This is a genomic window from Streptomyces kebangsaanensis (assembly GCF_001906585.1).
Classification (GTDB): Bacteria; Actinomycetota; Actinomycetes; order Streptomycetales; family Streptomycetaceae; genus Streptomyces; species Streptomyces kebangsaanensis.
In genome coordinates, this window is record NZ_JUJA01000151.1 from 19,244 (window position 1) to 38,722 (window position 19,479).

A 19,479-nucleotide genomic window follows, 5' to 3' on the forward strand; every position below is an offset into this window, starting at 1 on the left:
GAGCCCGGGCGGCAGCTCGACACGCAGCTGCGCGCGATGATCGTCGACGCGCTGCGGCACCAGCTCTCGCCACGGCATGTGCCCGACACGATCACCGAGGTGGCGGCCGTGCCGCGCAACCGCACCGGCAAGAAGCTCGAGCTGCCCGTCAAGCGGATCCTGCAGGGCCGCCCGGTCGACGAGGTCGCCTCCCGCGACGCGCTTGCCGACCCACACTCCCTTGATGCCTTCGTCGATCTCGCAGCAGCAAGGACCACTCCATGACCCGCTTCACCGGCGCGGGCCTCGACCTGCACGTCCACATCGAGGTCGACGACCACGGCCATCTCTCCATGGACGAGAGGCTGATCGACGCCTCCGCCGCCTACTTCAAGGGCGACCACGGCCGGACCCCGACAATCGATCAGATCGCGGAGACCTACCGAAACCTCGGCAGGGCCGCCGTCGTCTTCACCGTCGATGCGGGCACGGCGGTGGGGCACCCGTCGATCTCGAGCGAGTGGATCGCGGCGGACGCCGACACCAGGCACGCCGACGTCTTGATCCCCTCCGGGTCGGTCGACCCGTGCCCGGGGCGCCGACGCCGTCACGCAGGCGCGTCACCTCGTCGGGGAGCACGGCATCGCCGGCTTCAAGTTCCACCCGAGCCTGCAGGGCTTCAGCCCGCACGCTTCGGCCCACTACCCGCTGTGGGAGGCCCTCGAGGAGCTCGGCGTCCCGGCCCTGTTCCACACGGGCCAGAACGGTGTTGGTGCCGGCCTGTCCGGCGGTCGGGGCATCATGCTGCGCTACTCCAACCCACTCATGCTCGACGTCACCGCCGGCTTCCCCGGCCTGACGATGATCCTCGCGCACCCGTCGATGCCAACGGATACCCGTCGGTGCCGCCGAATATAGAACTCATGTTCGTCTTGCGAACTTATGTCGATGGAGACCTGATGCGTGCTTCTTTCCCGGCGGTCGCCGGCGCGGCCGCGGTAGCAGTCCTGCTGACTGCCTGCGGCTCGGGCGGATCGTCGAGCCCCGGCCCGGGCGGGACCGGGCAGGCCGGCGGTGCCGCTGACCAGGTGAAGGTCGGTGTCATCCCGATCGTCGACGTGGCGCCGATCTACCTCGGCGCCAAGAAGGGCTTCTTCGAAAAGCGCAACATCAAGGTCTCGATGGACAGCGGCCAGGGTGGTGCCGCGGTTGTGCCGGGCGTCGTCAGTGGCCAGTTCCAGTTCGGCTTCAGCAACGTGACGTCGCTGATCACCGCGCGGTCCAAGGGCGTCCCGCTCAAGATCGTCGCGGCCGGCAACTCGTCGACCGGTGAGGACGGCAAGGACTTCAGCGGCGTCGTCGTCAAGGCCGACAGCCCGATCCGGTCCGCCAAGGATCTTGCCGGCAAGACCGTGTCGATCAACACCCTGAAGAACATCGGCGACACGACGGTGCGCCAGTCGGTCAAGAAGGCCGGCGGTGACCCCGACAGCGTCAAGTTCGTCGAGCTCGCCTTCCCCGACATGCCTGCCGCCGTCGAGGAGGGCCGCGTCGACGCCGCCTGGGTTGTCGAGCCGTTCCTGACGATCGCGAAGCAGCAGGGCGACCGCGTCATCGCGTCCAACCTCGTCGACACGTTCCCCAAGCTGCAGATCTCGACCTACTTCACGAGTGAGCAGCTCGCCAAGTCCAACCCCGGTCTCGTCAAGCGCTTCACTGAGGCCATGGACGAGTCGCTGACCTACGCCCAGGAGCACCCGGACGAGGCCCGCGACATCCTCGGCAGCTACACGAAGATCGACCCTGCGGTGGCCAAGGAGCTGACCCCGCCGTTGTGGGAAACGGGCATCAACAAGGACAGCCTCGAGATGCTGGCCGCGCTGGCCGCTGAGGAGAAGCTGACCGACCAGAAGCTCGACATCAAGCAGCTGCTGCCATGATGACGACTGCCACCACGATCGAGTCGGGCGAGCGGCCCACCGGCTCGACGCCGCAGCGCCGGACGGAACGACACGTCCCCGCCGGCGTCCTCGGGGCCCTCGGCCTGCTCACGCTCGTCGTCGTCCTCGAGCTCGTCCCTCGCGTCGGGCTCGTCGACGAGCGGTTCCTGCCGCCCTTCAGCTCCATGGTGTCGGCCCTCGCCCAGGAGGCGGGGACCTCGACCTTCTGGGCGGCGCTGGGGGCCACGCTGACCGGCTGGGCCATCGGCCTCACCATCGCCCTGGTGGCCGGCGTCGTCCTCGGGATCGTCATCGGCAGCATCCCGGTCGTCCGTGCGGCGACGAGCTCGACGATCGAGTTCCTCCGGCCCATCCCGTCGGTCGCCCTCATCCCACTCGCCGTCCTGCTCTGGGGCACCGACATGAAGTCGACCCTGGTCCTCGTCATCTACGCGACGTTCTGGCAGGTGCTCCTCCAGGTCCTCTACGGCGTGCGAGACGTCGACCCGGTGGCCCGGGAGACGGCCCGCTCCTACCGTTTCTCGCCCCTCACCACCGTGCGAACCGTGACGTGGCCGACCGCCCTGCCGTACGTCATGACCGGCTTCCGGCTCGGCGCGGCCGTCGCGCTGATCCTCGAGATCACCGGTGAGCTCGTCATCGGCACGCCGGGGCTCGGCAAGGAGATCGGCGTCGCCCAGTCCTCGGGCGCAGTCCCCCAGATGTACGCCCTCGTCATCGTCACCGGCCTCATCGGTGTCGTCGTCAACCTCATCGCGCGATGGGGTGAGCGGCGGGCCCTCCGGTGGCACCCCTCGATCCGAGCGGAGGTCGGCTGATGGCCCACACCCTGCGCCGCGTCGTGCTCGCCGTCGGCCTGCCGATCGTCCTCGTCGCCGTGTGGTGGTTCGCCACCGCCAGCAGCACGAGCTTCTTCTGGCCGCCGCTGCGCGACATCCTGGGCACCTTCGTCGAGACGTGGTGGCCGGACCGCCTCGTCGGCGATGTCCTGCCGAGCCTCATGAGGCTGCTCGCCGGCTTCGCCATCGCCTTCGTCCTCGGGGTCAGCCTCGGCGTCGCCATCGGCAAGTCCCGTGCGCTGCGGGCCTTCCTCGAGCCGGTTCTCGAGTTCTTCCGCGCCATCCCGCCGCCGGTGCTCGTGCCGATCCTCATCCTCTTCTTCGGCATCTTCAACACGATGAAGATCGTGGTGATCATCACCGGCTGCATCTGGCCGATCCTGCTCAACACGGTCGAAGGCGTCCGGGGTCTCGACGAGGTGCTCTCCGACACCTCACGAATCTACCGGCTCTCGAGGCGGGCCCGGCTCTGGCACCACATCCTCCCCGGAGCGAGCCCGCAGATCTTCGCCGGTGCCCGCCAGTCCCTGTCCGTCGGCATCATCCTGATGGTGATCAGCGAGATGTTCGCGGCGAGCAACGGCATCGGCTTCACCATCATCCAGTTCCAGCGGACCTTCGCCATCCCGCAGATGTTCAGCGGCATCATCGTGCTCGGCCTCCTCGGCGTCGCACTGGCCCTGATCTTCCGCCTCGTCGAGGCACGGATCCTGCGGTGGTACCTCGGCCTCCGAGCCGCCCAACGAGGAGAGTGACATGACGAGCACGCCGCCCGCCCCCGCGACGGACGCCACCGGCGCCCGCCGTGACGAGACGACCCAGCCCATCCTCGACGTCCGCGGCCTGCGCAAGGTCTACCGATCCGGCGACGGCGCCGTGGAGGCGATCCGCAACCTGACCTTCACGATCGCGCCCGGCGAGCTGACCTGCATCGTCGGCCCGTCCGGCGCGGGCAAGACGACGCTGCTCAAGTGCATCGCCGGCCTGCTCGACGCCACCGACGGCGAGATCCGGCTCGACGGCGAACTCGTGACCGGCCCGCCCAAGGGCATGGCCGTCGTCTTCCAGGAGTACGGTCGCAGCCTCTTCCCCTGGATGACCGTCTGGCAGAACGTCGAGCTCCCGCTCAAGGAGAAGAAGGTGACCCCGGCCGAGCGGAAGCGCCTCGTCCGCGAGGCCCTCGCCGCCGTCGGCCTCGCGGACGTCCACGGCGCGTACCCGTGGCAACTCTCCGGCGGTATGCAGCAGCGCGTCGCGATCGCCCGGGCCGTCGCCTATGAGCCGCAGGTCCTCATCATGGACGAGCCGTTCGCCGCGGTCGACGCGCAGACCCGGGCCGAGCTCGAGGACCTCGTCCGGGAGCTGTGGCACCGTCTCGGGGTGACCGTCCTCTTCGTCACCCACGACATCGAGGAGTCGGTCTACCTCGGGCAGCGCGTCCTCGTCCTGTCGAACCGGCCGACCGTCATCATGGAGGACGTCGCGATCGACCTGCCCGACGAGCGGGACCAGCTCTCGACGCGCTCCATGAAGCGGTTCGCTGAGTTGCGTGGCCATGTCTACGAGCTGATCCAGCAGTCCAAGCGGGGCCGCCGCCCCGACGCGGAGTCCACTGGCGAGGCGGTGTGAGCAGCGCCCCGTCGAGCCCGACCCTCCGATGCGGGGTGCGGATTTCGACCATTCCCTCGAACGAGGTCCGGCGGTGATTCGCGCCTTCGACAGCCACGACCCCGCGCTGACCCTCTCGGCTGTCGCCCGCAAAACGGGACTCACCCGAGCCACAGCCCGTCGCCTCCTCCGCACCCTCTCGGCGCACACACTCGCCGACGTCACGATGCCTCACCTGCGTGACTTCGTGGCGCGGGAGCGGCAGTCGTCGACGCCCCTCACTATCACCACCGTTGAGGACCTCGGCGCGGTCCTCGAGCAGGTCCGCGCCGACGGCTACGCCCTCGTCGACCAGGAGCTCGAGATCGGACTTCCCTCGCGGTGCCGATTCACGATGTCCGGCACGGTCGTCGCGTCCGTCAACACCTCGATGCAGGCGACGCTGGACGCCCCCCGGCGAACGGGCAAGAAGCTCGAGGCACCGGTGAAGAAGATCCTCCGCGGTGCCGCGCCGGCCGAAGTCGCCTCCCCCGGAGCCCTCATGGATACCGCCGCGCTGGACGACTTCGTCGCCTTCGCCCGTGCCCGTGCCGGGGAGGCGCGATGACCTCGGTGCAGGGCCCGATCGCGGTGGTCGGCACCGGCGCCATCGGGGCGGGCCGGGCGGCCTTCACCCTCGCCCACGGCCACGACGTCCGTGCCTACGATCCTGATCCGGAGGCCGAGGGGCGGCTGCGCGCGCAGACCGACGCCGCGTGGCCCGCGCTGACGCGGCTTGGTCTCGCCGACAGAGCATCCCCCCGGCGGCTGACGTTCACCACGGCGCTGCTGGGCCCGATCGTCAACCAGCACCTCTCGGGCGGCCCCGGCGGCCTGGCGCACACCCTGGAGCACCTCGGCCCGCCCGCCCAGGAGCGGATGGACGACCTGCGGCCCGTCCGGCTCACCCCGGAACTGGCGGCCAGGCTCGTCGCCGGAGTGGACGACGAACCGGCCGACGTCGACCAGCCCGCCATGAACGCCCAGCGCGACGAACCGCTGCGGACCAGGCGCGCCCACGACCAGCTCCCCTGACCGGCCCTACCGACAAGGACCACCCGTGCCCGTCTACACAACCCGCGTCGACGGCGACGCGATCACCGCCCTGGACATGCACACCCATGTCGAGGCCGACCACCACGGCCACCTTTCCCTCGACCAGGAACTGATGGACGCCTCCGCGGCCTACTTCCGCGGGGAGCACAACCGCACCCCCACGGTCGACGACCTCGCCGCCTACTACCGAGCCCGCGACATGGCAGCAGTCATCTTCACCGTCGACGCGGGCACCGGGCTTGACCACCCCCCGTTGTCCAGCGAGGAGATCGTGGAGCGGGCCGCCGCCCACAACGACGTCCTCATCCCCTTCGGATCGGTCGACCCGCGCCGGGGCGAGGCGGCGGTCCGACAGGCCCGCCGCCTTGTCGAGGAGTACGGGGTGAAGGGCTTCAAGTTCCACCCAGGCCTGCAGGCGTTCGCCCCCGACGACCCGGAATTCCGGCCCCTGTGGGCCGCGCTGGAGGAACTGGGCACCGTCGCCCTGTTCCACACCGGGCAGACCGGCATCGGGGCCGGACTTCCCGGCGGGCGCGGCATCAAGCTCCGGTACAGCGACCCACTGCTCCTGGACGACGTCGCCGCCGAGTTCCCCGGACTGACCATCGTGATGGCCCACCCCGCGGTGCCCTGGGTCGACACCCAGATCTCCGTCGCCACCCACAAGGCCAACGTGTACATCGACCTGTCGGGATGGTCGCCGAAGTACTTCCCGCCCCAGCTGGTCCGGCAGCTCAACGGCCCGCTGCGGCACAAGGTGCTGTTCGGCTCGGACTTCCCGGTGATCACCCCGGACCGCTGGTTCGCCGACCTCGCAAAGCTCGAGATCAAGGACGAGGTCAAGCCGCTCCTGCTCAAGGAGAACGCTCTGCGCCTGCTCGGCCTGCGCACGGAGGAGACGGCATGACCCGGGCCCTTCCCGCCTTCTCCCTGGGCGAGGAACACCTCGAACTCCGCGCTGCGGTGCGCGGCCTGTGTGAGAAGGAGATCGCCCCCAGGGCCGCGGGGGTGGACGCCAACGAGGCCTTCCCCGAGGCGTCCTTGCGGGCCCTGACCGCGGCGCGCCTGCACGCCGTCACCCTGCCCGAGCGCTACGGCGGCGAGGGCGGGGACCACTTGGCGGGTGTGGTGGTGGCCGAAGAGGTTGCCCGGGCCTGCGCCACTACCCAGCAGGTGGCCGGCTCCGACGAACTGTTCGCCCTGCCGTTGCTGCTGGCCGGGTCCGAGGAGCAGCGGCAGCGCTACCTGCCGCGGATCGCCTCGGGCGAGGGGCTGGGCGCCTTTGCCCTTTCCGAGCCCGAGGCCGGCAGCGACGTGGCGGCGATCTCGACCCGCGCCACGCCCACCGAGGGCGGCTGGGTGCTCCGGGGAACCAAACGGTGGATCACGAACGCCGGCCACGCCGACGTATACCTCGTGTTCGCGGCCACCGGCCCGAAGGGGGGCGGAAAGGGACTGGCCGCCTTCGTCGTGGAGGCGGGGGACCCCGGCCTCTCGTTCGGCGCCCCGGAGCGGAAGATGGGCATGCGAGGGTCGCCCACTCGGGAGGTGTACTTCGACGACGTGTTCGTCCCCGCGGACCGCCTCGTCGGCGAGCCCGGCGAGGGCATGAGGATCGCGCTGGCCACCCTCGACCGGACCCGGGCGACCGTGGCCGCCCAAGCCGTCGGCATCGCACAGGGGGCGCTCGACGTGGCGGTGGCTTACCTGACCGAGCGCCTCCAGTTCGGCAAGCCGCTGGCCGCCTTCCAGGGACTGCAGTTCATGGTCGCCGACATGGAGACCCAGATCCGTGCGGCACGCGCGCTCACCCACGCGGCCGCCCGGGAACTCGACGCTCACGGCGGGGACATCACCGCGGCCGGGGCCGTTGCGAAGTGCTTCGCCTCCGACATGGCGATGAAGGTCACCACCGACGCCGTTCAGCTGCTGGGCGGCGCCGGGTACGTGCGGGACTTCCCGGTGGAACGGATGATGCGGGACGCCAAGGTCACCCAGATCTACGAGGGAACCAACCAGATCCAGCGTCTTGTGATCGCCAGGTCCCTCCTCGGTGCCTCCTGACCGACGCACGAGGTCCCCGACCCAGGACCGCTCACCGCCGCAGCTCCCGGGGTGCGGCGGCGAACGGTTCCAGCGGACGAATGGGTTCGGCCATGCCGGAGCACCGGGCGGCGTTCCGCACCGCCCACTGCCGATCCCGGGAGGCCACACCGCACCACGGTCCCAGATGACGCTGCGTCACCGAGGTCGAACCCGTTGATCGGCCTCACGGAATTTGTGCCTGATCCGAGTTCCGGGTTCTAGCACAGATCTTGGGGAGCGGTCGCGGAGCGTCACCTCGATGTTCGATTGCGAGGGGACAGGCTCGCGTGAGACCACCCACGCCTTACCACCTGGCAGTCCGAAGTGACGCCACGTCAAGTTCATGGTGGTCGCTGTCGCGGTTGGCTGTGGACGGTGATGGTTCTGGTCGTGCTGACCGATGCATCCTTCTGGGACTCGCTCGTCTTCGACGGGATCGACGACGTCGATGTCGAGGCGGTGACGGCCGCGTTCACCATGGTCGAGGTGGCGGCGAGAGGCAGGGCGGCCGGGGCGAAGTGTCCGGACTGCGGCCGCTTCTCTGACCGAGTGCATGACCGCTATGAGCGCAGGTTGAAGGACCTTCCGCTCGCTGAGCAGCGCTTCGTAATCCGGTTGGAGATCCGGCGTTTCATCTGTGGGCCGGCAGACTGTCCGCGTCGGACGTTCGCCGAGCCGTTCTCGCGGCTGGCCGCCCCGTACGCACGGTTCACGAATCGGCTCAACCGTGCCTTGGAGCGAGTGGGGCGCCCAGCTGGGCTTCGGCGTGGGACGGATGACCTTGTTACGCAGGGGCATGACATTGCCCGATCCGCAGTTCAGCACGCCGCGTGTGCTGGGCGTCGCGACGGGGCGAACGTTGCCTGTTGCGGCACTAGAGCCGCCCGAGGGCGTCCTTCATGTCGTTCAACGGCTTGTGGAGCCCGGTGATCTGCGTGGTGGAGGTGGTTATCCACCGCCGTCCATTACGCAGAACTTCCGGAGGAAGCATGCTCGTTCAGCGAGTCGTGTCCCCGGCGGCATGGCAGGAATCGTGGACAGTCCTTGGGGACGACGGTGCGCCGATCGGGTCCACCGAGCGGTACCTGTCGTACCTCACCGACATCGAGCGGTCGCCGAACACCGTGAAGACGCCCACGTCCTCAAGGACTACTTCGGCTTCCTGGACCAGCACCGGCTGGACTGGCGGGAGGCGCGGCTGGAGGATCTCGGCGAGTTCGTGGCCTGGCTGCGGCGACCGCCCGGGATGCGCGACAGCAGCGTCGCGGTCCTGCCCTCGGTGGAAGCGCACTGCACGGAGTCGACCGTGAACCGGAAGCTCTCGGCGCTCTCCGCGTTCTACGAGCATGCGGCCCGGCACGGCGTCGACCTCGGTGAACTGCTGATCACCTGGCAACCCGCGCGGAGGCGGCGCGGCTCGTGGAAGCCGTTCTTGCACCACGTCAGCGCGGGTGGTCCGGTCGTGCGCCGCACGATCAGCCTGCACTCTCGCGTGCGACCGACTGGTCGCTGCCCTCGGCTTCACAGCGAACCTCGGGCCGCTTCGCGACTGGGGAATGGCGCTGCACGACAATCGGCACGTGGTCGTCGACTCGGCCATGCGCACAACCGTGAGGCGTCGAGTCGATCTCCCTCGTCCAGAACCAGATGAATACCTTCATGGCCCAGGTCCCCTGGCTCGCGTCTGTCTCAGCCAGCCCGGGGCGGCGGGGCTGAAGACGGTTTCCAGGATGGTGAAACCGTCCCGGCCGACCTGCTCAGCCCACTTCTGGCGCACGTTCTCGCCCTTGGGGAAGCGGTAGGAGTCGATCCGGGCACCGTAGCGCTCGACCCAGTCGGCTGCGACCTGGCCTGCCAGCCACTGCGGGGCCGCCGCGGCCAGGGCCTGCAACGCCGCACGCAGGGTCTCGCCGGCGCGGAGGGCATGAGCCTGATGAGCGGGGTGGAGAGGTTCGCGGGGGCGGTGTGGGAGCGCCACTGCCCTCCGAGGATCAGCCGCCAGTGTGGGTGGAACGGCAGCTCTGGCCGGAGTGGTCACGCCAGGAAACCCGCTTCCGCCGTGTGCTGCTGCTTCGGGGTAGCAGGGCAGCGGGCCTGATGCACGCCCTGGTATACGCCTGCATACTTGCACACCTTGATCACCTACACCGCCAGGCGTGACGCTGTCTGATGTCACTTTCTCACCTGTGTCATTTTCGGACCTGTGGGGTGAGTTTGCCTCTTCCATGGCCTTGCCTTCGAAGAATTGGCCTGCCGTGCCTGTGGCAGCCAGTACGTCAGTGCAGCTTTTGCTGTTCCAGCCATCTGAAGACATCGGACCTCTTGTACTGGACCTTCGCGTTTCTGCCCCGACCAAGCTTGTAGCCCTTGAGCCCCAGTTTTCGGGCTTCTCTGTATACCCAGCTCTCGGACATGTTGATCATGAATGCGAGCTCGGAAGTATCCATGAGTACGGGCTCCACTGTGGAGCTGCTGCCCCCAGCAGAATGAGGCCGAGGGTTCTTCTCGGAGCGGTCCCGTCCGGTGTGCATCGGTGTTTCTTCTCCGTTCGGTGAGGTGCTCATCGGTGCCCGAGGGCCATTCGCCAAGGCGGACGACCGGCTGGATCGGGACAGGAGAATGATGCGGAGTATCGCCGGTTTGGCCAACCGGGGAACTCCGGCTATGTTTCGCGCCGCCTCGTGATGTGGCATCTCCGACGTGAGGTGCTCGGGGGCCTGTCGGGCTCGGCTGTGAGCCCCTGGGGGCCTCCGCTCCGAGCCGTGATGGAGGGACTCGGTGCGACCCCTGTCGGGTGCTTCTCGCCTGACGGAGCGTCAGGAAAGTCGGCAATGGGTCAGCATGAGTCCTGCTGGAGGCTCAAAAATTGGGCAGTACGTGCAGGTGGTTGAATCGTTCAACAGTCGACGGTTGGCCTAGGAATGCAAACGCCTCTTATGCAAATAGTGTGTGGCCCTACCAGGCCCGTCGCGTCTGCCGTCCGAAGAGGATGCCGCCCGGTTCGGGTGGTGGGGGAGTGCCCGGCTTGAGGGGCCAGGCGAGCAGCATGCCCGCGACGAAGCCGACCACGTGGGCCAGGTACGCCACGCTGCCCGACTCGGCGACGGCCTCGCCGGTGGAGTAGAACGCCTGCAGGATGAACCAGGAGCCCAGTACCAGCCAGGCCGGCAGCCGCAGCGGCAGGAAGAGGAGGAAGGGGACGAGGATCCAGACCCGTGCCCTCGGATAGAGCACCAGGTAGGCGCCGAGGACGCCGGCGACGGCTCCCGAGGCGCCGATCAGGGGAGTGGTGGAGTAGGAGTTCGTGAGTGCGAATCCGTATGCGGCCGCGTACCCGCAGACCACGTAGAACAGCAGGTACCGCACATGGCCCATGCGGGCCTCGATGTTGTTGCCGAAGATGAGGAGGAACAGCATGTTGCCCAGCAGGTGCAGCCAGCTGCCGTGCAGGAACATCGCGGTGAGGACCGACAGCACGGGCGACTTGTCGTAGGCCGGCGGGCCCAGCACGCACCCCGGTCCGTGCATGCCCACGCCCACGGCGCCGGTCGGGACCAGCGACGGCATCCGACCGTGGATCAGCTCTCTCGGCACGAGCGCGTAGTGCTGCGTGAACGCCTCCAGATGGCACAGCTGCGCCAGCGAGCTGCCGCCCGCCACCGAGCCGGAGACGCCGGGCGTGAGCAGGAACACGACGAAGTTCGCGGCGATCAGGGCGTACGTCACCCAGGGAGTGCGCCGCGACGGGTTCACATCATGGACGGGGATGACCACAGGGAAGTACTGCCCCCGATGTGTTCGCCGAATCGGTGAACGCCGCCGTCCGCGTGTCCGTATCCCTCCACAGACCACCCGCGGCCCGGGGAAGGCGGGCCGCGGGGACGACGTGAGGGACAGGCGATCATATGAGCGACCGAGTTACTCCTCCCCTGCACGCGCTGCCGGACGGAGAGGCCGAGCTCTCGCTGGTGGTGCGGCTGCCCTGGGAGGACGTCGCCCGGCTCGGCCAGGAGGCCGGCCGGCTGGCGTCCCAGATGAAGCGGCCGGTCACGCTGGACGAGGCCGTCAGCCACCGGCTGCGCTCCGTGAGGCCCACCGCCGCGCACGCCAGGCCGGCCGGCGAACAGCCGACGGCGACGGCGACGATGACGTCGTCCAGCGGCTCGGTCTCCTCCCTGCCGAGGCTGAACGGCACCGCCTAGGGGGCGCTGTCGCGGACCTTGGCCGCCGCCTTTCTCGCCGCCACCAGGACCGGGTCCCACACCGGTGAGAACGGCGGGGCGTACCCCAGGTCCAGCGCCGTCATCTGTTCCACCGTCAGTCCGGCCGTGAGGGCGACCGCGGCGATGTCGACCCGCTTCGCCGCGCCCTCGCGGCCGACGATCTGCACGCCCAGCAGGCGGCCGGTGCGACGCTCGGCGAGCATCTTGACCGTCATGAGGGAGGCGCCGGGGTAGTAGCCCGCGCGGCTGGTCGACTCGACGGTGACCGTCTCGAACCGCAGGCCCACCCGGTCGGCGTCCCTCTCCCGCAGTCCGGTGCGCCCGATCTCCAGGTCGCACACCTTGCTCACCGCCGTGCCGACCACGCCGGGGAAGGTGGCGTAGCCGCCGCCGGCGTTGGTGCCGATGACCTGGCCGTGCTTGTTGGCGTGGGTGCCCAGCGGGATGTGGCGCTGCTGCCCGGAGACCAGGTCCAGGACCTCCACGCAGTCCCCGCCGGCCCAGACGTTCTCGTGGCCGCGCACCCGCATCGCCCGGTCGGTGAGCAGCCCGCCGTGCGCGCCGAGCGGGAGCCCGGCCGCCCGCGCGAGCGCCGTCTCGGGGCGTACGCCGATGCCCAGCACGACCACGTCCGCCGGGTACTCGGCGTCCTCGGTGGCCACCGCGCGGACCCGGCCGTCGTCACCGGTGAGCACCTTCGTCACCCCGGCGCCGCCGGCCATGGTGATGCCCAGGCCCTCCATGGCCCGGCGCACCAGGCGGCCCATGTCCGGATCGAGCGTGGACATGGGCTCCTCGCCGCGGTCGACGACCGTCACCTCGTAGCCGCGTTTGACCATCGCCTCGGCCATCTCCACGCCGATGTAACCGGCGCCGACCACCACCGCGCGACGGCCACGCGCGCGCGTGAGGCTGTCGAGCAGGGCCTGGCCGTCGTCCAGGGTCTGCACACCGTGCACGCCGGGCGCGTCGAAGCCGGGCAGGTCGGGGCGGACCGGACGGGCCCCGGTCGCGATCACGAGTTTGTCGTACGACGTCCAGGACTCCGCCCCGGAATCGACGTCCCGCGCGCGGACGCGCCCCGCGGCCACGTCGATCTCCGTCACCTCGGTGCGCATCCGCAGATCGATGTCCCGCGCACGGTGCTCCTCGGGCGTGCGGGCGATCAGCCGGTCCCGCCCGTCGACGTCGCCGCTCACCCAGTACGGGATGCCGCACGCCGAGAACGAGGCGAAGTGGCCTCGTTCGAGCGCCACGATCTCCAGTTCGTCGGGCCCGCGCATCCTCCTCGCCTGCGACGCCGCGGACATCCCCGCGGCGTCGCCGCCGATCACGACCAGTCGTTCCTTGGCGCTCATCCTCATGCGAACACGCTACGGGAGAGGGCCTTTCAGCCCTGCCCGCCCGGCTCCCCGCCCGGCTCCCCGCCCGGCTGCTCGGCCGGCTCGGACGGGGCGGGGACGACCGCGGGTACAGGAGCGGGGGAGGGCGCGGTAGAGGGTGCGGGGGCAGGGGAGGGCGCGGGACGGCGCGGCAGCCGGGGCCGTACGACCCGCAGCCACACCACGGCGGCCAGCGCCGCCGCCGCGGCGAACGGGAGCACCGCGCCGACGGCCAGGACGATCCAGCGCAGCAGGGTGACGAACACGTGCCAGCCGCCCGCCAGCGCGTCCACGAACCCCGGCCGGTCGTCGTCGGCGGCGGCCTCCGGCGCCGGCGTCTGGGTCAGCGACAGGGTGATGGTGGCCATGCTCGTGCGGTCCTTCAGCGACGCCTGCTGGGCCAGCAGTGCCTCCAGGTCGGCCTCGCGGCGGCTCAACTCCCCCTCCAGGGTGACCACGTCGCTCAGCCGGGCCGCCCGGTCCATCAGCTCGCGCACCCGCGCCACGCTCGCCCGCTGGGACTTGATCCGGCTTTCGACGTCGACGACCTGATCGGTGACGTCCTGCGCCTTCGCCGTCCGGTCGAGCAGCTTGCCGGCGCCCTCCAGGCCGGCCAGGACCTCGTCGTAGCGGTCGGCGGGCACGCGCAGCACCACGCGCGTGTGCGCGAGGCTGTCCTCGTCGCGGGTGGTGGTCTCGTCGCCGACGTAGCCGCCGGCGTTCTCGGTGGCGGTGCGGGCCGCGTCCAGGGCCTTCGGCACGTCCTTGACCTGCACGGTGAGCGAGGCGGTGCGGATGATGTGGCTCGCGGTGAGCCGGGGCTGTGCGGTGGCCCCCGCCCGGGAGGCCGGGCCCCCGCCGCCGGTGGCCGGCGCGGCCTCGCGGGCGTCGCCCCGGGCGCTGCCGTCGGCGGCCTTGTCGGCGAAACCGGCACCGCCGCTGTCACCTCCCGCGCCGCACCCGCTGAGCGCGAGCGCGGCGGCGAGCAGAAGCCCGGCCAGGACGGGAACGGGTCGTACGGAACGTCGTGTGCGCATAAGGGCGTACCCCCCCAAGGGTCGTCGTGACGCCTGTTGCCTCTTCGACGCACGACCCGCGCGGGACGTTGGGTGAAAAGGGTTCCGATGCGGTCACGTTCGGGACTCGTACCGGACACCGGGGCACGGATGGGGCGCCCGTGCGGTCTGAGAGAGTGGACACATGAGCGCAACGGGTACGGGCATGGGCCATGTCGTCGTCATCGGGGCCGGTATCGCGGGACTGGCCGCCGCGCACCGGCTGCTGCGGCGCGGGGCGCGGGTGACGGTGCTGGAGGCGGCGGACCGGGTCGGCGGCAAGCTGCGGCCGGGCGAGATCGCGGGCGTGCGCGTCGACCTGGGCGCCGAGTCGATGCTGGCCCGCCGGCCCGAGGCCGTGACCCTCGCACGCGAGACGGGCCTCGCCGACCTGCTCCAGCCGCCGGCCACGGCGACCGCCTCGATCTGGACCCGCGGCGCCCTGCGCCCCATGCCCAAGGGGCACGTCATGGGCGTCCCCGGCACCGCCTCCGCGCTGGCCGGCGTGCTGTCCGAGGAGGGCCTCGCCCGTATCGGGCGCGACGCCGAGCTGCCCCGCACGGAGGTCGGCGAGGACGTGGCGGTCGGTGAGTACGTGGCGGCGCGCCTGGGCCGCGAGGTCGTCGACCGCCTGGTCGAGCCCCTGCTCGGCGGGGTCTACGCCGGCGACGCCTACCGCATCTCGATGCGCTCGGCCGTCCCCCAGCTCTTCCGGGCCGCGCGGACCCACGAATCGCTGCTGGAGGGGGTCCGCGAGATCCAGGCCGGGGCCGCGGCCGCGCAGCAGACCGGACCGGTGTTCATGGGCATCGAGGGCGGGGTGGGCCGGCTGCCGCTCGCGGTCGCGGAGTCCGTGCGCGCCCGCGGCGGCGAGATCCTGACCGGCACGCGCGTGACGGAGCTGCGCAGGCAGGACCACACGTCCTGGCGGGTGGTCGCCGGGGACCGCGTGCTGCACGCCGACGCCGTGATCGTCGCCGTGCCCGCGCCCGTCGCCGCCGACCTGCTGCGCGCCGAGTCCCCCGGGGCCGCCGCCGAGCTGCGGGCCGTCGAGTACGCCTCCATGGCCCTGATCACCCTCGCCTACCGCCGCGCCGATGCCGCCCTGCCCCAGGGCAGCGGCTTCCTCGTGCCCCCCGTCGACGGCCGGACCATCAAGGCGTCCACCTTCGCCTCCCAGAAGTGGGGCTGGATCGCCGAGGAGGACCCGGACGTGGTGGTGGTGCGCACCTCCGTGGGGCGGTACGGCGAGACGGAGATCCTGGGGCGGGAGGACAGCGAACTCGTGGAGGTCTCCCGGCGCGACCTGCGCGAGGCCACCGGCCTGGACGCCGCACCGCTGCAGACCCGCGTCACCCGCTGGACCGACGGCCTGCCCCAGTACCCCGTCGGCCACCACGCGCGCGTGGCCCGCGTCCACGAACACGTCGGCAAGCTCCCGGGCCTCGCGGTGTGCGGAGCGGTGTACGACGGCGTGGGCATCCCGGCGTGCGTCGCGAGCGCGTACGCGGCGGTGGACCGGCTCGGCGGTGACGCGTGAGGTGTGCAGGAACTCACCGCGGCCCCGGTGCGGGGCCCGCGCGGCGGAGCGGGACAATGGCCCCATGAGTGCTGACGCCCCCACCCCCGAGCCCGCCAGGATCCCGAACAAGGGCAAGCTGGCCAAGGACCTCAACGAGGTCATCCGCTACACCCTGTGGTCCGTCTTCAAGCTGAAGGACGTGCTGCCGGAGGACCGCGCGGGCTACGCGGACGAGGTCCAGGAGCTGTTCGACCAGCTCGCCGCCAAGGACGTGACCATCCGCGGCACGTACGACGTCTCGGGCCTGCGCGCCGACGCCGACCTGATGATCTGGTGGCACGCCGAGACCAGCGACCAGCTGCAGGAGGCGTACAACCTCTTCCGCCGTACGAAGCTCGGCCGCGCGCTCACGCCGGTGTGGTCGAACATGGCGCTGCACCGCCCCGCCGAGTTCAACCGCTCGCACATCCCGGCGTTCCTCGCCGACGAGACGCCGCGCAACTACGTCAGCGTCTACCCGTTCGTGCGCTCCTACGACTGGTACCTGCTGCCCGACGAGGACCGCCGCCGCATGCTCGCCGACCACGGCAAGATGGCCCGCGGCTACCCGGACGTGCGCGCCAACACGGTCGCGTCCTTCTCCCTCGGCGACTACGAGTGGCTCCTCGCCTTCGAGGCCGACGAGCTGTACCGCATCGTCGACCTCATGCGTCACCTGCGCGCTTCGGAGGCCCGCATGCACGTGCGCGAGGAGGTCCCCTTCTTCACGGGGCGCCGCAAGGACGTCGCGGACCTGGTCGCGGGACTGGCCTGACACCTGGCGGTGGCCCGGGACCGGCCGGGGGTCCGGGGGGTGTCCCCCGGATGATGCAGTACGGGGCGCCGCAAGGACGTCGCGGACCTGGTCGCGGGACTGGCCTGACACCCGGCGGGGCCGGGACCGGCCTGATCACCTCCCGGCCGCGGGCCGGCCGGTCCCTTCCCGCAGGGCGTCCCGCAGCTGGCGCGCGCGGGTCTCCTGGAAGGTCGGGCCGCCCGGCCGCGGCTCCGGATGCGGGGCGCAGGCCGCCTGCCGCACCGGGAGCCGCCCCTGGAGCAGATAGGCGTCCAGGTACGCGTTGACGCACGGGTTCGGCCCGCCCGCGACACCGTGCGAGCCGGCGTCCCGCTCGGTCACCAGCACCGAGCCGGCCAGGCGCCGGCGCAGTTCCAGGGCGCCGTCGTAGGGCGTGGCCGCGTCCCGCTCGGCGGCCAGGATCAGCGTGGGCGGCAGCTCGCCGGGCCCGGTCCGCACGTCCAGGGGCCGCTGCCGGGGCGCCCGCCAGTAGGCGCACGGCAGGTTCGCCCACACGTTGTCCCAGGTCTCGAACGGCGCCACGCGCGCGAGCCGCGTGTTGTCCCGGTCCCAGACCCCGAAGTCCGTCGGCCAGGGGGCGTCGTTGCACTCCACGGCCGTGTAGACCGCGCTGCCGTTCTCCGCCTGCGCGGCCCCCTCCCGGCGCGGGGCCGCCAACTCCACCAGCGGTCCGGGGTCGCCCTTCAGATACGCCGACAGGGCCGCGGCGCTGCCCGGCCACTGGTCGTCGCTGTACCCGGCTGCCAGGAACAGGCCCTGCAGCTGCCCCGGCCCCACCGTGCCGCCCGCCGGCTCGGCGGCGAGCCGCGCCCGCGCCCCGTCGTAACCCGCCTGCACCCGCTCCGCCGTGCGGCCGAGCCCGTACACCTCGTGATGCCGGGCCACCCACGCGCGGAAATCCGCCCAGCGGCCCTCGAACGCGGCCGACTGGCCGAGGTTGTTGCGGTACCAGATCCGGTCGGGCGCCGGGTTCACCACCGCGTCGAAGACCATCCGGCGCACGTGCGAGGGGAACAGCGTGGCGTACAGCGCGCCGAAGTAGGTGCCGTAGGAGGAGCCCAGGAACGTCAGCCGGTCCTCACCGAGCGCCGCGCGCAGGACGTCCAGGTCGCGGGCGTTGTTGAGGGACGTGTAGTGCCGCAGGGCCGTGCCCGCGCGCCGGGCGCAGCCGTCGGCGTACGCCTTGGCCTCGGCGACGCGCTGCTTCTTGTACGCCTCGGAGGGATGCGCCGGCGCGGGCGTCGGCCCCTTGACGAACCGCTTCGGATCCACGCAGGACAGCGGCGCCGAGCGGCCCACCCCGCGCGGGGCGTAGCCGACGAGGTCGTAGGCGGACGCGATGCGCTTCCACTCGGGCAGCAGGCCGACCAGCGGGAAGGGCCTGCCGTCGGCGCCCGGCCCACCCGGATTGAACACCAGGGCACCCTGCCGGGGCACTCCCCGCCTGCCGTTGTGCGGGTCCGTGCGAGTGGCCCGCACCCGGCTGACGGCGAGCCGGATCAGCCTGCCGTCGGGGCGCGCGTAGTCGAGCGGGACCGTGACCGTGCCGCACTCCATGGCACGGGGCAGGTCCCGCGCGTCCGGGCACCTGCCGAAGCCGATGCCGGCCGCCCGGGCGCGCGCCGCCGCCACGGCGGTGCCGCGCTGCTCCGCCGACGGGCCGGGGGCCCGCTCCGCGCCGTCGGCCGGGGCCGCGGCGAGGGCGGTCAGGACCAGGCATCCGGCGGCCGTCCAGGTGGCGGCAGCTCTCATCAGGATCTCCTTGCGTGGAAACCCCGTCCTTCAGAACGGGGTGGGGGTACCGCCCGCTTGCGGGGAGAAACACATCCTTGGATCGGAGCCGCCCAGCGGCGGAGATCGCTCCGTCAGACCGGCAACGGGCGCCTGTCACAGGGAAGCTGATAGCGTGTGAGGCGTGATGCGGCAGGTCAAGCGGGCGTTCAAGTACCGCTTCTACCCCACGGATGAGCAGGCAGTGGAGCTGTCCCGCACGTTCGGCTGCGTCCGCCTGGTCTACAACAAGGCACTGGAGGAGCGCACCCGCGCCTGGTACGGCGAGCAGCGCCGCGTCTCCTACGTCCAGTCCTCCGCCGCACTGACGGAGTGGAAGAAGACGGAGGAGCTGGCGTTCCTCGCGGACGTTTCCTCCGTCCCCCTCCAACAGGCGCTCCGGCATCTTCAGACGGCGTTCGCCGGCTTCTTTGCCAAGCGCGCCGAGTATCCGCGTTTCAAGAGCCGGAAGAAGTCCCGGCAGTCGGCCGAGTACACCCGCTCCGCCTTCAATTGGCGCGACGGACGGCTGACACTGGCGAAGATGGCCGAGCCGCTGGACATCCGCTGGTCCCGTCCTCTGCCGGAGGGTGTGGAGCCCACGACGGTGACGGTGTCCCGCGATGCTGCGGGCCGCTGGTTCGTGTCCCTGCTGTGCGAGGACACCATCGCGTCGGCCCCCGCCCCGGATGCGGCGGTCGGCATCGACGCGGGCATCACGTCCCTGGTGACCCTGTCGACCGGGGAGAAGGTCGCCAACCCGAAGTACGAGCGCCGCGACCGCGCCCGGCTGGCCAAGGCTCAGCGGGAACTGTCCCGCAAGGCCAAGGGCTCGAACAACCGGGCCAAGGCCCGCCGCCGCGTGGCCCGCGTCCACGCGCGGATCGCCGACCGGCGGCGGGACTTCCTCCACAAGCTCACCACTCGGCTCGTCCGTGAGAACCAAACGGTCGTGATCGAGGACCTCACCGTCCGCAACCTGCTGAGGAACGGCAGGCTCGCGCGCGCCATCTCCGACGCGTCGTGGGCGGAACTGCGCTCCATGCTGGAGTACAAGTGCGCCTGGTACGGGCGCGAACTCGTCGTGATCGACCGCTGGTTCCC

The 19,479-nt window shown here is 71.0% G+C and carries 20 protein-coding genes and 1 pseudogene; 16 read left to right on the forward strand and 5 right to left on the reverse strand.

Annotated features, from left to right (window positions below; genetic code table 11):
* Positions 1-621 precede the first annotated feature (621 nt).
* The 12 genes and pseudogenes from RH94_RS46765 (at position 622) to RH94_RS46770 (ending at position 9,218) form a co-directional block, all read left to right on the forward strand.
* Complete coding sequence (locus RH94_RS46765) at positions 622-897, forward strand: amidohydrolase family protein (RefSeq protein ID WP_407697349.1); 276 nt, start codon at positions 622-624, stop codon at positions 895-897.
* A gap of 5 nt (positions 898-902) precedes the next feature.
* Complete coding sequence (locus RH94_RS24590; RefSeq protein WP_234426016.1) at positions 903-1,919, forward strand: ABC transporter substrate-binding protein; 1,017 nt, start codon at positions 903-905, stop codon at positions 1,917-1,919.
* Positions 1,919-2,758: an ABC transporter permease gene (locus tag RH94_RS24595; protein WP_079189165.1), complete on the forward strand. Its 840-nt coding sequence runs from the start codon at positions 1,919-1,921 to the stop codon at positions 2,756-2,758. Before RH94_RS24590 ends, RH94_RS24595 begins: the two co-directional genes overlap by 1 nt.
* Entirely contained in the window at positions 2,758-3,534 is a 777-nt protein-coding gene (locus RH94_RS24600; protein ID WP_073950029.1) for an ABC transporter permease, read from the forward strand. Before RH94_RS24595 ends, RH94_RS24600 begins: the two co-directional genes overlap by 1 nt.
* A gap of 1 nt (position 3,535) precedes the next feature.
* Positions 3,536-4,408: an ABC transporter ATP-binding protein gene (locus RH94_RS24605; RefSeq protein ID WP_073950031.1), complete on the forward strand. Its 873-nt coding sequence runs from the start codon at positions 3,536-3,538 to the stop codon at positions 4,406-4,408.
* Positions 4,409-4,436: 28 nt separating this feature from the next.
* Positions 4,437-4,583 (forward strand): annotated as a pseudogene (locus tag RH94_RS44490) (helix-turn-helix domain-containing protein); the annotation flags it as partial.
* A gap of 30 nt (positions 4,584-4,613) precedes the next feature.
* Complete coding sequence (locus RH94_RS24610; RefSeq protein ID WP_234426017.1) at positions 4,614-4,994, forward strand: IclR family transcriptional regulator domain-containing protein; 381 nt, start codon at positions 4,614-4,616, stop codon at positions 4,992-4,994.
* Positions 4,991-5,461: a 3-hydroxyacyl-CoA dehydrogenase NAD-binding domain-containing protein gene (locus RH94_RS44495; protein ID WP_073950035.1), complete on the forward strand. Its 471-nt coding sequence runs from the start codon at positions 4,991-4,993 to the stop codon at positions 5,459-5,461. Before RH94_RS24610 ends, RH94_RS44495 begins: the two co-directional genes overlap by 4 nt.
* A 76-nt stretch (positions 5,462-5,537) precedes the next feature.
* The gene (gene couO / locus RH94_RS24620; RefSeq protein ID WP_073950061.1) at positions 5,538-6,389 is read left to right on the forward strand and encodes a 4-hydroxyphenyl-beta-ketoacyl-CoA hydrolase; all 852 of its coding nucleotides are present in this window, start codon (positions 5,538-5,540) and stop codon (positions 6,387-6,389) included.
* Complete coding sequence (locus RH94_RS24625; RefSeq protein ID WP_073950037.1) at positions 6,386-7,546, forward strand: acyl-CoA dehydrogenase family protein; 1,161 nt, start codon at positions 6,386-6,388, stop codon at positions 7,544-7,546. The genes couO and RH94_RS24625 overlap by 4 nt, the downstream gene beginning before the upstream one ends.
* A 498-nt stretch (positions 7,547-8,044) precedes the next feature.
* Entirely contained in the window at positions 8,045-8,497 is a 453-nt protein-coding gene (locus RH94_RS24630; protein ID WP_234426018.1) for a transposase family protein, read from the forward strand.
* A gap of 91 nt (positions 8,498-8,588) precedes the next feature.
* Positions 8,589-9,218 carry a site-specific integrase gene (locus tag RH94_RS46770; protein ID WP_407697347.1) on the forward strand — a complete coding sequence of 210 codons (630 nt, stop codon included), beginning with the start codon at positions 8,589-8,591 and terminating at the stop codon, positions 9,216-9,218.
* Positions 9,219-9,224: 6 nt separating this feature from the next.
* Here the strand turns inward: RH94_RS46770 and RH94_RS41545 are convergent, their stop codons facing one another.
* Together RH94_RS41545 and RH94_RS24645 are read right to left on the reverse strand one after the other, a co-directional pair.
* A complete protein-coding gene (locus RH94_RS41545) occupies positions 9,225-9,458 on the reverse strand; it encodes a hypothetical protein (RefSeq protein WP_073950039.1) in 234 nt (77 codons plus the stop codon).
* A 1,064-nt stretch (positions 9,459-10,522) separates the two neighbouring features.
* The gene (locus RH94_RS24645) at positions 10,523-11,341 is read right to left on the reverse strand and encodes a rhomboid family intramembrane serine protease (RefSeq protein ID WP_073950041.1); all 819 of its coding nucleotides are present in this window, start codon (positions 11,339-11,341) and stop codon (positions 10,523-10,525) included.
* Positions 11,342-11,472: 131 nt separating this feature from the next.
* Here RH94_RS24645 and RH94_RS24650 point away from each other — a divergent pair, with 131 nt between their 5' ends.
* Positions 11,473-11,769: a hypothetical protein gene (locus tag RH94_RS24650; RefSeq protein WP_073950043.1), complete on the forward strand. Its 297-nt coding sequence runs from the start codon at positions 11,473-11,475 to the stop codon at positions 11,767-11,769.
* On the opposite strand, the gene RH94_RS24655 is transcribed toward RH94_RS24650, so the two are convergent.
* Positions 11,766-13,154, reverse strand: a complete 1,389-nt coding sequence (locus RH94_RS24655) for an FAD-dependent oxidoreductase (protein WP_073950045.1) — start codon at positions 13,152-13,154, stop codon at positions 11,766-11,768. The two genes, RH94_RS24650 and RH94_RS24655, sit on opposite strands and share 4 nt — an antisense overlap.
* Before the next feature lie 26 nt (positions 13,155-13,180).
* Positions 13,181-14,209, reverse strand: a complete 1,029-nt coding sequence (locus RH94_RS24660; protein WP_073950047.1) for a DUF4349 domain-containing protein — start codon at positions 14,207-14,209, stop codon at positions 13,181-13,183.
* A 163-nt stretch (positions 14,210-14,372) separates the two neighbouring features.
* Between RH94_RS24660 and hemG the strand changes: the two genes are divergently transcribed.
* Together hemG and hemQ are read left to right on the forward strand one after the other, a co-directional pair.
* Positions 14,373-15,767: a protoporphyrinogen oxidase gene (hemG, locus tag RH94_RS24665; RefSeq protein WP_073950049.1), complete on the forward strand. Its 1,395-nt coding sequence runs from the start codon at positions 14,373-14,375 to the stop codon at positions 15,765-15,767.
* A 64-nt stretch (positions 15,768-15,831) separates the two neighbouring features.
* A complete protein-coding gene (hemQ, locus tag RH94_RS24670) occupies positions 15,832-16,563 on the forward strand; it encodes a hydrogen peroxide-dependent heme synthase (protein ID WP_073950051.1) in 732 nt (243 codons plus the stop codon).
* Between the two features lie 135 nt (positions 16,564-16,698).
* Here the strand turns inward: hemQ and RH94_RS24675 are convergent, their stop codons facing one another.
* Positions 16,699-18,357, reverse strand: a complete 1,659-nt coding sequence (locus RH94_RS24675) for an alpha/beta hydrolase (protein ID WP_073950053.1) — start codon at positions 18,355-18,357, stop codon at positions 16,699-16,701.
* A 166-nt stretch (positions 18,358-18,523) separates the two neighbouring features.
* Here RH94_RS24675 and RH94_RS24680 point away from each other — a divergent pair.
* Positions 18,524-19,479, forward strand: a 956-nt coding sequence (locus tag RH94_RS24680) for an RNA-guided endonuclease InsQ/TnpB family protein (protein WP_199881050.1), incomplete at its 3' end; no start/stop codon positions are given.

Coding starts and splice junctions, on each gene's coding strand:
- hemG (WP_073950049.1), top strand. CDS start 14,373: ATGAGCGCAACGGGTACGGGCATGGGCCATGTCGTCGTCATCGGGGCC.
- hemQ (WP_073950051.1), top strand. CDS start 15,832: ATGAGTGCTGACGCCCCCACCCCCGAGCCCGCCAGGATCCCGAACAAG.
- RH94_RS24630 (WP_234426018.1), top strand. CDS start 8,045: ATGGTCGAGGTGGCGGCGAGAGGCAGGGCGGCCGGGGCGAAGTGTCCG.
- RH94_RS24625 (WP_073950037.1), top strand. CDS start 6,386: ATGACCCGGGCCCTTCCCGCCTTCTCCCTGGGCGAGGAACACCTCGAA.
- RH94_RS46770 (WP_407697347.1), top strand. CDS start 8,589: ATGGCAGGAATCGTGGACAGTCCTTGGGGACGACGGTGCGCCGATCGG.
- RH94_RS24610 (WP_234426017.1), top strand. CDS start 4,614: ATGCCTCACCTGCGTGACTTCGTGGCGCGGGAGCGGCAGTCGTCGACG.
- RH94_RS24650 (WP_073950043.1), top strand. CDS start 11,473: ATGAGCGACCGAGTTACTCCTCCCCTGCACGCGCTGCCGGACGGAGAG.
- RH94_RS24605 (WP_073950031.1), top strand. CDS start 3,536: ATGACGAGCACGCCGCCCGCCCCCGCGACGGACGCCACCGGCGCCCGC.
- RH94_RS24660 (WP_073950047.1), bottom strand. CDS start 14,209: ATGCGCACACGACGTTCCGTACGACCCGTTCCCGTCCTGGCCGGGCTT.
- RH94_RS24600 (WP_073950029.1), top strand. CDS start 2,758: ATGGCCCACACCCTGCGCCGCGTCGTGCTCGCCGTCGGCCTGCCGATC.
- RH94_RS24655 (WP_073950045.1), bottom strand. CDS start 13,154: ATGAGGATGAGCGCCAAGGAACGACTGGTCGTGATCGGCGGCGACGCC.
- RH94_RS24595 (WP_079189165.1), top strand. CDS start 1,919: ATGACGACTGCCACCACGATCGAGTCGGGCGAGCGGCCCACCGGCTCG.
- RH94_RS24590 (WP_234426016.1), top strand. CDS start 903: ATGTTCGTCTTGCGAACTTATGTCGATGGAGACCTGATGCGTGCTTCT.
- RH94_RS24675 (WP_073950053.1), bottom strand. CDS start 18,357: ATGAGAGCTGCCGCCACCTGGACGGCCGCCGGATGCCTGGTCCTGACC.
- RH94_RS44495 (WP_073950035.1), top strand. CDS start 4,991: ATGACCTCGGTGCAGGGCCCGATCGCGGTGGTCGGCACCGGCGCCATC.
- couO (WP_073950061.1), top strand. CDS start 5,538: ATGCACACCCATGTCGAGGCCGACCACCACGGCCACCTTTCCCTCGAC.